At 57.0% G+C, this 12,712-nt stretch carries 6 protein-coding genes; 5 read left to right on the plus strand and 1 reads right to left on the minus strand.

What is annotated here, in order from left to right; translation table 11 throughout:
• Positions 1-288: 288 nt before the first annotated feature.
• Positions 289-1,374, plus strand: a complete 1,086-nt coding sequence (locus tag HFD94_RS04340) for an acyltransferase family protein (RefSeq protein WP_010247569.1) — start codon at positions 289-291, stop codon at positions 1,372-1,374.
• Positions 1,375-2,884: 1,510 nt separating this feature from the next.
• Here HFD94_RS04340 and putA read toward each other — a convergent pair.
• Entirely contained in the window at positions 2,885-6,832 is a 3,948-nt protein-coding gene (gene putA / locus HFD94_RS04345; protein ID WP_167432785.1) for a trifunctional transcriptional regulator/proline dehydrogenase/L-glutamate gamma-semialdehyde dehydrogenase, read from the minus strand.
• Between the two features lie 451 nt (positions 6,833-7,283).
• Here putA and putP point away from each other — a divergent pair, with 451 nt between their 5' ends.
• The 4 genes from putP (at position 7,284) to efeB (ending at position 12,231) form a co-directional block, all read left to right on the plus strand.
• Positions 7,284-8,768: a sodium/proline symporter PutP gene (gene putP, locus HFD94_RS04350; protein ID WP_060680413.1), complete on the plus strand. Its 1,485-nt coding sequence runs from the start codon at positions 7,284-7,286 to the stop codon at positions 8,766-8,768.
• A gap of 190 nt (positions 8,769-8,958) precedes the next feature.
• Positions 8,959-9,783: an iron uptake transporter permease EfeU gene (efeU, locus tag HFD94_RS04355; RefSeq protein ID WP_061901359.1), complete on the plus strand. Its 825-nt coding sequence runs from the start codon at positions 8,959-8,961 to the stop codon at positions 9,781-9,783.
• Between the two features lie 52 nt (positions 9,784-9,835).
• On the plus strand, positions 9,836-10,951 hold the full coding sequence (efeO, locus tag HFD94_RS04360) for an iron uptake system protein EfeO (RefSeq protein ID WP_010670825.1): 1,116 nt from the start codon (positions 9,836-9,838) through the stop codon (positions 10,949-10,951).
• 2 nt (positions 10,952-10,953) lie between these two features.
• On the plus strand, positions 10,954-12,231 hold the full coding sequence (gene efeB, locus HFD94_RS04365; RefSeq protein WP_167432786.1) for an iron uptake transporter deferrochelatase/peroxidase subunit: 1,278 nt from the start codon (positions 10,954-10,956) through the stop codon (positions 12,229-12,231).
• Positions 12,232-12,712: the final 481 nt, after the last annotated feature.

The raw sequence follows: 12,712 nt of genomic DNA on the forward strand, positions 1-12,712 counted from the left end.
TCCCGTTGCCACTTTCTCTTAATTATATTTTCTGGATTATGAAGCAATATTATCCTTTAAGCTGGCTGCGGCACTGCTAATTAGTGTGTTGCGTCGATATTAATAAGTGTAAGGAAACGTTCTGCTAAGTAAATAACTGTGGTAACAGGGCCACGCAGCGGCTTTTAAGAGTTTCGCTACATTCATCACCGGTTCAATGGCGAATAATTGCCGGATAATCATAAAAGCAATACTGATTTCCTCGCTTTTACTTTCCAGCATTCTGACCTACACAGCAGGAGTCATTGAATGAACCAGACTAAGTCAGATCAGATATTGTGGGTCGATACCCTGAAGGGCGCCTGCATATTACTGGTGGTCCTGTACCACACGGTTTTACCCGGCTTTGAAGGGACGATGAAATATCTCTCTGCCGGATGGATCCCCGCCGAAATATGGATACAGTTTAATACGGTACTGTCGCCGCTGCGTATGCCCGCCTTCTTCTTTGTCTCGGGATTACTGGCGACCAATGGCATTCTGAACCGGCCCTGGAAGCAGGTATTTACCAGTCGCATCACCAATCTTTTTTATCTCTATATTCTGTGGGGGTTTATTCAGTGGTGGTCAATTATCGGTATCTCTACTGAAATTACCGGCCAGCGTATTTCGCAGAATCTTAATGCCGCCTATGCGGGTTCGCTATTCGAGTTTCTCAAGCTGACCTTTATGGCCATGAGTACCTCGTGGTATCTGTATGGGCTGGGACTCTATTTCCTCTGTGCCAAAGTTTTCCGTCAATATAAGCTGGCCCTGGTGGCGGTGGCGATCCTGCTGAATTATCTGGCGGCAGAAAAAGTGATCCCGTTCTGGGGACCCCAGAGCCTGGCCCAATATTTTGTGTTCTTCCTGTTAGGGGCATTCTGGAGCCAGACGATGCTGCGCCTGAGTGAATGGCGGCGTGAGAATCTGATGCCCTGGGCGCTACTGGCGGCAGCCGCCGGGATTCATGTGCTATTCGGGCTGGATAAGAGTCTGTTCCTGTGTGTACTGGCGGTGTTATTCAGTATCGCGGCCTGTCGCTGGCTGAATCAGCACTTCAGCATGCGCTATCTCAACTGGGTTGGGCGCAATACGCTGCAGATTTACGTCATCCACCGTATTTTTATCGAGTTCTTTGGTATGTCTGCGATTCTGTTCGCGCAGCGGCATCATCTGTTCGAGCAGGCGTGGTTTTCGTTTCTCTGGGCCTGTTTCTATCCGGTGGCCATTGTGGGGCTTTGCTCGCTCTGTTCAGTGGCAATCTGGTCGCTGACCAATCGCGGAGTCGGGCAGTCGCTGTTTGTGTTCCCGACGTTAATGAAAAGGGCGCCTGGCGGCGCGAGCGGTGGGTAAGTTACGCTTAGCAGCGGGGAAGTTACGCTTTGCAGCGGGCTTGCACTGAGCGGGTTTCGCCCGCCAGGCGATGGGGAGTTTCATGTCACTTAGCCGCGCGTTAGCACTGAGCGGGTTTCGCCCGCCAAGCGATGAGGAGTTTCAGGTTGCCCGAGCAGGCGGACGCGTCAAGGGGCGGACGCCCGCCCCTTAACAATCCCGGCGTCCGGCTGCCTGCGCGCCCCGCTGTGCGGGGTGCCTTCGTCACGCCCTGCGGCCGACGGACCGTCCGGACTCGCCATCCCTGGCTCGTGCCGTCCTTTCGCCGACGTCCTGTCGGCTCATCCTGGCCTCCGGTTGTTCCTCAGCGCTGCGGACGCCTCTGGGAAACCCCCTGCCGGTGGGTTTGTCACCCGGACTGGCTGGGCTCCGGCCGCTGAAAGCGGGAAAAGATTCATAAGGTTTCGCTTTGTAGCGGGCTTGCACTGAGCGGTTTCGCCTGCAAGGCGATGGGGCGTCTTAGTTCACTTAGCCGCGCGTTAGCGCTGAGAGGGTTACGCCCGCCAGGCGATGGGGAGTTTCAGGTTGCCTGTGCAGGCGGACGCGTTAAGGGGCGTACGCCCGCCCCTTAACAATCCCGGCGTCCGGCTGCCTGCGCGCCCCGCTGTGCGGGGTGCCTTCGTCACGCCCTGCGGCCGACGGACCGTCCGGACTCGCCATCCCTGGCTCGTACCGTCCTTTCGCCGACGTCCTGTCGGCTCATCCTGGCCTCCGGTTGTTCCTCAGCGCTTCGGACGCCTCTGGGAAACCCCTGCCGGTGATTTCTTTGTGTTTTCTTTAGTGCAGCGTTGTCTGGTGACCCGAAAGCCAGTCTCAATTCCGGAATCTCACCGCAACACTCTTAGTGACCTGAAAACGAGATAACAGCGGTTAGGGTTGAATGCCATTCTGTCTGACGACCCGATAGCAAAGACAATCCCAAAAACCCACAGCGATAAAGTACCCGACATAACAAGAAGAGATAACAGCGGGTAGGTTGAATAACATTCGGTCTGCTGAGCCGAAAGTCAGAGGCAATCCCAAACTCACAGCGACAGCGAACCCAACATAAAAAGAAAAGATAACAGCGAGGGGGTGGGGAGGCCGTCAGAACCGCTGAGCGGATGAGGGATTTCAGGACGAGCGACAGGGATGTCGCGAAGAGGCGGGTTCGCGCCATGGATGGCGCGTCCCGCTGGTCCGTGAGAAATCCTGAAGTAGCGAAGGAACCGCGAAGCGGCGGTGAAGCAGGCCGGAGCCCGGGGTCAAGGGGGCGCGGCGACTGGCGCCCCCTTGTCGGTCGCCTGCAGAGGCGAATCTGAAACTGCCTGGCTTACCAGGCGAACGAAACCTTCTCATAGCCCGTTCGCGCAGCGAACAACTCCAGCTCCAGCTCCAGCTCCGGACCTCAGCCCGTTAGCGCAGCGAACAACGCCAGCTTCAGCACCGCACCTCAGCCCGTTCGCGCAGCGAACAATCTCGCGAACGCCCCTTACCCTATGGTCATCAGGCTCGCATTACCGCCTGCCGCAGCGGTATTCACACTCAGCGAACGCTCAATCAGCAGACGCTCCAGCAGCAGATTGGTCTCGCCGCGGGCAAAGCCCTGCACCGACACAATCGCGCCTTCACGTGCGGCAATCTGTTCACACAGGGTACGCAACTGATCGGCATCGCCGTGATAGATCACCGCATCAAACTCTGCCGCTAACGGGTCACGCGCCAGCGTGATGCGCGCTTTCACTGCATCCGGCAGCGAGGCCAGCAGGGCGCGATGCAGCTCATCATCCTGCCACAATGCTTTACTGCCGACGCTGGTCACCGCGGCCAGCTGGATTAACGCATCCTGCTCGTTATCAGCCAGACAGAGCACCTGATCACGCGGCAACAGCGAGAAGGTATTGCGCTCGCCTGTCGGGCCTGGCAGCAGACGGACCACGCCCGCCTGCGCCAGATCGCCATAGTGCTGGCAGAGTTCAGCCAGTTCAGGCTTATCCTTAGCCCAGTTGCTGAGTGCCAGATGCGGTGCCAGCAGTGACTGACGCAGCGTGCTGTCCGCCGGGCGTTCTGCATCCTGACGATCAAAAGTCAGACGCAGCGCACTATCCGGACGATGCGCCAGCAAGCGGTAAAGATAGAGCGGACCGCCGGCTTTCGGACCGGTACCGGATAAGCCCTCGCCACCAAACGGCTGTACGCCGACCACCGCGCCCACCATATTGCGGTTGACGTAGAGATTGCCGACTCGGGCGTTCGCCGTAACCTGTGCAATCGTTTCGTCGATGCGGGTATGTACGCCCAGCGTCAGGCCATAGCCGGACGCATTGATCTGCTCAACCAGCTGCGGCAGGTTATTGCGGGTGAAACGCACCACGTGCAGCACCGGGCCAAAAATCTCTTTATCCAGATCGCTGACCTGACCCAGCTCAATCAGTGTCGGTTTAACAAAGGTACCGCTATTCCACTCTTTGCTGTCCTGCGGGTTTTCCTGCACCGCCTGATAGACCGTGAAGCCTTTATTACGCATCGCCTGAATATGGCGATCGATATTGGCTTTCGCTTCGGCATCAATGACCGGGCCGATGTCGGTCGAGAAGCGTTCCGGATTGCCCATGCGGCACTCGGCCATCGCGCCGCGCAGCATCTTCAGGGTATGGTCGGCGACATCTTCCTGAATGCAGAGCAGGCGCAGGGCAGAACAGCGCTGTCCGGCACTGTCGAAGGCAGAGGCGACGATATCGATCACCACCTGCTCAGTCAGCGCGGAAGAGTCAACGATCATCGCATTCATCCCGCCGGTCTCAGCAATCAGCGGCACAGGACGACCGTGCTGGTCAAGGCGACCCGCCAGATTACGCTGCAGCAGTGTCGCCACTGCAGTTGAACCGGTAAACATCACGCCACGCACCCGAATGTCACCGGTCAGCTGTGCACCGACGGTTTCACCCTGGCCAGGCAGCAGTTGCAGCACGCCTGGCGGCACACCCGCATCCAGCAGGATCTGAACCGCCTGTGCGGCAATCAGCGGTGTCTGCTCGGCCGGTTTGGCCAGCACGCTGTTGCCCGCTGCCAGTGCAGCCGCAATCTGACCGGTAAAGATCGCCAGCGGGAAGTTCCATGGACTGATGCAGACCACCGGGCCCAGCGGACGATGGGTTTCGTTGTCGAAATCGTCACGCACCATTCCGGCGTAGTAATAGAGGAAATCAACCGCTTCGCGCACTTCCGCGATGGCGTTGTTGTAGGTTTTGCCCGCTTCACGCACCAGGATGCCGAGCAGCTGCTGCATCTGGCCTTCCATGATCTGTGCGGCGCGTTCCAGAATGGCGGCACGCTCCTGCGGCGGTGTGGCAAACCAGATTGGCCCGCTGTTTACCGCGGCATCCAGCGCCACAGAAACTTCCTGCTCTGTGGCTTCACGGACCTGACCTACACGGTCGCCAGGCGCTGCCGGGTTCAGAATGTCGCGCAACTCGCCGGCACCCGCTTCACCGTCGATCATCGGCTCGGCCAGGCAGGGCTGTGCGGCGCTGCTCAGCAGGGCGCTGGAGAGTGAGGCAAGACGGTGTTCGTTGGCCATATCCAGACCCGCAGAGTTAACACGGTTATCGCCATACAGATCGCGCGGCAGGGGGATTTTCGGATGTGGCAGACCAATGGCGCCTTCGCTGGCACCCAGCTTCTCCACCGCGCTCACCGGATCGGCCACCAGTTCATCAATCGGCAGCGAGGTATCGGCAATGCGGTTAACAAAGGAGGTGTTGGCCCCGTTTTCTAACAGGCGGCGCACCAGATAGGCCAGCAGGGTTTCATGGGTACCGACCGGCGCATAGATACGGCAGGGACGGTTAAGCTTGCCGTCCGCCACTTTACCCACCACCTGCTCATAGAGCGGTTCGCCCATGCCGTGCAGGCACTGGAACTCATACTGACCAGGATAGTAGTTGTTGCCCGCCAGCTGATAAATCGCCGCCAGGGTGTGGGCATTATGGGTAGCGAACTGCGGATAGATCAGGCTTGGCACGGCCAGCAGTTTGCGGGCACAGGCCAGATAAGAGATATCGGTGTAAACCTTGCGGGTGTAGACCGGATAGCCTTCCAGGCCTTCCATCTGGGCGCGTTTGATTTCGCTGTCCCAGTACGCGCCTTTCACCAGACGAATCATCAGGCGACGGCGGCTGCGCTGCGCCAGATCGATCAGCTCATCAATCACAAACGGACAGCGTTTCATGTAGGCCTGAATCACAAAACCGATGCCGTTCCAGCCTTCCAGCTCTGGCTCGAAACAGAGTTTCTCCAGTAAATCCAGCGACAGTTCCAGCCGGTCCGCCTCTTCCGCATCGATGTTGATGCCGATGTCATAGGAGCGGGCCAGCAGCGTCAGCGATTTCAGAATAGGGTAGAGCTCTTCCATCACGCGCTCATACTGCGCGCGGCTGTAGCGGGGATGCAGTGCTGAGAGCTTGATAGAGATGCCGGGACCTTCATAGATGCCGCGACCATTCGACGCTTTACCAATGGCATGGATCGCCTGCTGATAAGAGAGCAGATAGGCTTTGGCATCGCCTGCCGTCAGGGCCGCTTCGCCCAGCATGTCATAGGAGTAGCGGAAGCCTTTCTCTTCCAGCTTGCGGGCGTTAGCCAGCGCTTCGGCAATGGTTTCACCGGTAACGAACTGCTCGCCCATCAGACGCATCGCCATATCCACGCCTTTGCGGATCAGCGGTTCGCCACCCTTACCGATAATGCGGTTAAGCGAGCTTGAGAGATTCGACTCGTTGTGGGTCGAGACCAGACGGCCGGTGAACAGCAGGCCCCAGGTCGCCGCGTTGACAAACAGTGACGGGCTGCGTCCCAGATGTGACTGCCAGTTGCCGTTGCTGATCTTGTCGCGGATTAGCGCATCACGCGTTGGCTTGTCGGGAATACGCAGTAGCGCTTCAGCCAGACACATCAGCGCCACACCTTCATGGGAGGAGAGTGAGAACTCCTGCAGCAGGCTCTGCACCATGCCAGCGCGTCCGGTTGCCCCTTTCTGGTGCCGCAGCTTGTCGGCGAGCTGGTAAGCCAGCTGATGGGTTTTCTCTGCCAGCGCCGCCGGTAAACGTGCCTGTTCCAGCATCATTGGCACCGCATCAGTCTCCGGACGACGCCATGCGGCGGTCACCGCTGAACGGGTCACTGACTGAGGTAAAATCTGCTCTGCGAAATCAAGGAACGGCTGGTGCGTCTCCTCTGGCTGGGTGTCGTCGGACTCCGCGGCCGCCTGGGCAGAAAGCGGGATCTCAGGCACGGTATCGCCGGTTTCCAGCTGGCCCAGGTAGTTAAAGATCGCCTGTTTAATCAGCCAGTGTGGCGTGCGATCGATGCGCTGCGCAGCCAGTTTGATGCGCTCGCGTGTCGCGTCATCCAGTTTTACACCCATGGTAGTTGTAGCCATGACTCCAGAGCTCCTTGATAGTGGTTCGATACGGCGTTGGCTGCACTATCACTTAAGTTGCAACTTTGTGCAACCGTGTTAAATGTGAGCCAGTTAACACCCTTTTAACGTCGACGATTGTTAAATCCCGCAATGCGGCACGGATATTGCTGCAAGATCCTCGCCAGTCTGGCAGACCCGATGAAAAGCGGGTTTCAGGCAGGTAATACGATGGTGCAACCGGATAACTGTGAGCGAGTGCAACCTATGAGCACGTTTTCACAAACGGTTAGTGAAATCACTGTAACGCCTGTGTTAAATCCATTGTGCGCACAACGCCTTTCCGGCAGGATACCGCGCCGCTGGGAAATGAGTGACGCCCTGACGAAGAAAATCGGCCCGCTTTGCCCCGTTCCGGCAGGCGGGTAGCTGGCGATTTCTCTGGGATATCAAATAATAAGTGGAGAGACAGATGAGTGTAAGTACACCTTTGCTGGTGACCTTTTTGGTTTATATTCTTGGGATGGTATTAATCGGGTTTGTGGCTTATCGCTCAACCAAAAACTTTGATGATTACATCCTCGGTGGCCGCAGTCTGGGTAGCGTGGTTACGGCACTCTCTGCTGGTGCATCCGATATGAGCGGCTGGCTGCTGATGGGCTTACCGGGTGCGATCTTCATCTCCGGTATCTCTGAAAGCTGGATTGCGATTGGCCTGACGATCGGTGCCTGGCTGAACTGGAAAATCGTGGCCGGTCGCCTGCGGGTTCAGACTGAACATCACAACAACGCCCTGACGCTGCCGGACTTCTTTACCAGCCGCTTTGAGGACCACAGTAAAATCCTGCGCGTGATCTCCGCCATTGTGATCCTGGTATTCTTCACCATCTATTGCGCCTCAGGCGTGGTAGCCGGTGCGCGTCTGTTTGAAAGCACCTTTGGTATGAGTTACCAGACCGCTCTGTGGGCGGGTGCAGCGGCGACCATTCTCTATACGCTGGTGGGCGGTTTCCTGGCGGTGAGCTGGACCGATACCGTTCAGGCGAGCCTGATGATTTTTGCGCTGATCCTGACGCCAGTGTTTGTGATTATCGCGGTCGGCGGCTGGTCTGATTCGCTGGCGGTGATTGAAGCGAAGAGCCTGGAAAACCTCGACATGCTGAAGGGACTGAACTTTGTCGCGGTAATTTCGTTACTCGGCTGGGGTCTGGGCTACTTCGGGCAGCCCCATATTCTGGCGCGCTTTATGGCGGCGGATTCGCATCGTTCAATCCGTACCGCTCGCCGTATCGGTATGACCTGGATGGTGCTCTGTCTGGCCGGTGCCGTGGCGGTGGGCTTCTTCGGTATCGCCTGGTTCCAGAACAACCCGACGCTGGCGGTTGGCGTTAACGCCAATGCGGAGCGGGTCTTTATCGAGCTGGCGCGTATCCTGTTCAACCCGTGGATTGCCGGTATTCTGCTGTCAGCGATCCTGGCAGCCGTGATGTCAACGCTGAGCTGTCAGCTGCTGGTCTGCTCCAGCGCCCTGACCGAAGATCTCTACAAAGGCTTACTGCGCAAAAATGCCAGCCAGAAAGAGCTGGTATGGGTAGGGCGTCTGATGGTGCTGCTGGTGGCGCTGATTGCGATCGCGCTGGCGGCTAACCCGGAAAACCGCGTGCTGGGCCTCGTGAGCTACGCCTGGGCGGGCTTCGGTGCAGCGTTTGGTCCGGTGGTGCTGTTTGGTGTCTGCTGGAAGCGGATGAACCGCAACGGTGCGCTGGCGGGCATGATCGTCGGTGCGCTGACCGTGCTGGTGTGGAAACAGTATGGCTGGCTGGGACTGTATGAAATCATCCCGGGCTTCATTTTCGCCAGCATCGCCATTGTGGTGTTCACGCTGATGGGCCGTGAGCCATCAGCGGAAGCGCAGCAGCGCTTTGCCGCTGCAGAGGCGGAGTTCCAGACAAAATAAGCGAGGCGTTAATCGCTGAAGCCCGGCCCGAAAGGGGCGGGCTTTTTTGTTACAAAGATAAACCACTCAAAGATGAAATTATCTCCACCGGCAACTTGTTTTTTTCTCAGCGATAATGATAATCGGTATCGTTTACACTTTACCTTATTTTACTGTTTATTGACGCTGCTTAACATTCAAGAGGTTGGCGATGTTTGTTCCTTTTCTCATCATGCTGCGCGAAGGGCTTGAAGCCGCGCTGATAGTCAGCCTGATAGCCAGCTATCTCAAACGCACCCAGCGCACCCAATGGTTTCCCGCGATGTGGGCTGGCGTGTTTATTGCCGCCGGGCTCTGTCTGGGCCTGGGTGTTTTCATCAATGCCACCACCGGTGAGTTTCCGCAGAAAGAGCAGGAGCTGTTTGAAGGCATCGTGGCGCTGATTGCGGTGGTGATCCTCACCTCAATGGTTTTCTGGATGCGCAAAGTCGCCCGCAACATCAGGGTCGAGCTTGAACAGGCGGTCGATCAGGCGCTGCAACGCTCAGGTCGTGGCGGTCTGGCGCTGGTGCTGATGGTGTTTCTTGCCGTGGCGCGCGAAGGACTGGAGTCGGTGTTCTTCCTGCTGGCGGCGTTTACCCAGGATGTCGGTTATGCGCCGCCGATTGGTGCGGTGCTGGGTCTGGCAACCGCGGTCGTGCTGGGCATGCTGCTCTACTGGGGCGGTATCCGTCTTAACATGGCCCATTTCTTCCGCTGGACCAGCGTATTCATCCTGTTTGTCGCCGCGGGTCTGGCTGCGGGCGCCATCCGCGCCTTCCACGAAGCGGGTTTATGGAGTCGCTTTCAGGATGTCGCCTTCGATCTCAGCAATACCTTATCGACCCATTCGCTGTTCGGCACCCTGCTGGAAGGGGTGCTGGGTTATCAGGAGTCCCCAAGCGTCAGTGAAGTGACCGTTTACTTTGCCTACCTGATCCCGGCGCTGATTCTGTTCTTTATGCCTGCGCGTTCTGCTGCGTCGGCCACTGTGTAATTTGACATTTAACGGGCGCATCTTACGCCTGCAACATGATAGGGAAAGAGAGATGACAATGCGTTTCCGCCGCAAGGCACTGCTGCTTCCTCTGCTGGCAATCTCCGCAACGGCGGCCGCGGCGGTTCCTCAGGTTACCGTAAGCGTCACCGACAAGCAGTGCGAGCCGATGAGCTTAACGGTCAAGGCCGGTAAGACCCAGTTCCTGATTAAAAACAACAGCCAGAAAGCGCTGGAGTGGGAGATCCTCAAAGGCGTGATGGTGGTTGAAGAGCGTGAGAATATCGCGCCGGGCTTCAGTCAGAAACTGACCGCCAATCTGGAGGCGGGCGAATATGAGATGACCTGTGGGCTGCTGAGCAATCCAAAAGGCAAGCTGATCGTGCAGGCAGGTGAGGGCGCGGCGAAAAGTGGCACCTCAGCACGTATGCAGCTGGAAGGCCCGATCACCGAATATAAAGCCTATGTGACCGACCAGGTGAACCAGCTGGTGAGCAACACCCAGGCCTTTACTGACGCCGTTAAAGCGGGTGATGTTGAAAAAGCCAAAGCGCTGTTTGCTCCGACCCGTCAGTATTATGAGCGCATTGAGCCGATTGCTGAGCTCTTCTCCGATCTCGACGGCAGCATTGACGCCCGTGAAGATGACTATGAGAAAAAAGCGGCCGATCCTAAGTTCACCGGTTTCCACCGTCTGGAGAAAGCGCTGTTTGCTGATAACAGCACGAAAGGCATGGCGGACTACGCTGAGCAGCTGAATAAAGATGTGAAAGATTTGCAGGTGCGCATCAGCGAACTGGCCTTCCCGCCAGCCAAAGTGGTCGGCGGCGCAGCCGGTCTGATTGAAGAGGTCGCTTCCAGCAAAATTTCCGGTGAAGAAGATCGCTACAGCCGGACTGACCTGTGGGACTTCCAGGCGAACATTGATGGCGCGCAGAAAATTGTCGATCTGCTGCGACCCATGGTAAGCAAAGCCAATCCGCAGTTGCTGGCCAAGGTTGACGCCAACTTCAAAAAAGTGGATGCGATCCTGAGTAAGTACCGCACCCAAACCGGTTTTGAATCCTATGAGAAACTGACCAGCGCCGACCGTAACGCGCTGAAAGGACCGATCACCGCACTGGCGGAAGATCTTTCATTACTTCGTGGCACCCTGGGTCTGGATTAATCATGAGTCGCAAGGAAGATGACGCGCAGCCTGCGCGTCGTCGGTTACTAAAAGGGCTGGGGCTGCTGGGTGGCGCGGCAGCGCTGGGCGGCGGTTGTCCGTTCCATGCAGCCGCCGCCGACAGCTTTTCGCCGGGTACGGTTACGCCGCAGGCCCGACAGCAGATGCAGCCGTTTTATGGTCAGCATCAGGCAGGTATCACGACGCCACAGCAGGCATCGATGATGCTGGTGGCGTTTGATCTGCTCAGCAGCGATAGAACGGAGCTGGTGCGTCTGTTCCGGTTGCTGACCCAGCGTATTGCCTTTCTGACCACGGGCGGTCCGGCACCGGTAGTCACCAATCCGCGGTTGCCGCCAATGGATTCCGGCATTCTTGGGGCGACTATCGCGCCTGATAATCTGACGATTACCGTGTCGGTCGGCAATTCACTGTTTGATGAACGCTTTGGTCTGGCGCCGCACAAACCGAAAAAATTGCAGCCGATGACTCGCTTTCCCAATGATTCGCTGGATGCCAGTCAGTGTCATGGCGATCTGCTGTTGCAGCTCTGTGCCAACACTCAGGATACGGTGATTCATGCCCTGCGGGATATCATCAAGCATACGCCTGACCTGCTTGGCGTACGCTGGCGGCGCGAAGGCTTTATCTCCGATCCCGCCGCGCGCAGTCAGGGGCAGGAGACCCCGATCAACCTGCTGGGTTTCAAAGATGGCACCGCCAATCCGGATACCCACAACCCTGCTCTGATGAATCAACTGCTGTGGGTGACAGACGATCAGGACGAACCGGTCTGGGCGCGCAATGGCAGCTATCAGGCTGTACGGTTAATCCGCTTTCACGTCGAAATGTGGGATCGCACGCCGCTGGGCGAGCAACAGACTATCTTTGGTCGCGAGAAATTAAGTGGCGCGCCGCTGGGGATGCAGCATGAGCGCGACGTTCCGGATTACGCCCGTGATCCGGACGGTGAGGTAATTGCGCTGGATGCGCACATCCGTCTTGCCAACCCCCGCACGCCAGAGACGGCAAGCAGCCTGATGCTGCGGCGCGGCTACAGTTACTCCGCGGGTATCTCTGCATCGGGACAGCTGGAGATGGGGTTGCTGTTCGTCTGCTATCAGCACGATCTGGAACGCGGCTTTCTTACGGTGCAGCGACGCCTGAATGGCGAAGCGCTGGAAGAATATATCCGGCCTTTTGGCGGCGGTTACTTTTTTGTTTTGCCCGGTGTACCAGACGCCAGCCATTATTTAGCGCAGTCGTTGCTGGAGGCCTGATTAAATTTCAACCACTGTGGGCGTCCCTGTTCTGGTCGCCCACGTTTTACGGTTTTCGTGCTTTGCTGGCTGAGGTTAAACTGAGTTTTAGCGGTTGTCTGGCATATATAAAATAAGCTAATCCGCTGTAATACAACGCTTTTACATTTTGCCTTAAAAGAAATACATACACGTGATTAGCAATTCTTTTGCCAGCAGGTAAAATTACTATTGCAAAGGCCCAACAAAATGGTGCACTTTATTAAACAGGCGTAATCGGATGTGTTGATGTATCACACTGGAGTTCGCGCATGGGTCGAGTCTTTAATGGAAAGTCACTGTCAGTAAATAGATTGCGCCTGACCGCGAGGGCAATTCTGCCTCGTTATTTCTTCCTTCCTTCAACCATCTCTTTTGTTTTATCGCATCCTGTTTTATCCGGTGTTCAGCTACGCTATTGCGCTGCTGCATACCCACTATCCTGTCCTGTCATGGCTCAAAA

The sequence above is a fragment of the Pantoea sp. EKM20T genome, from assembly GCF_011800485.1.
Taxonomy (GTDB): domain Bacteria; phylum Pseudomonadota; class Gammaproteobacteria; order Enterobacterales; family Enterobacteriaceae; genus Pantoea; species Pantoea agglomerans.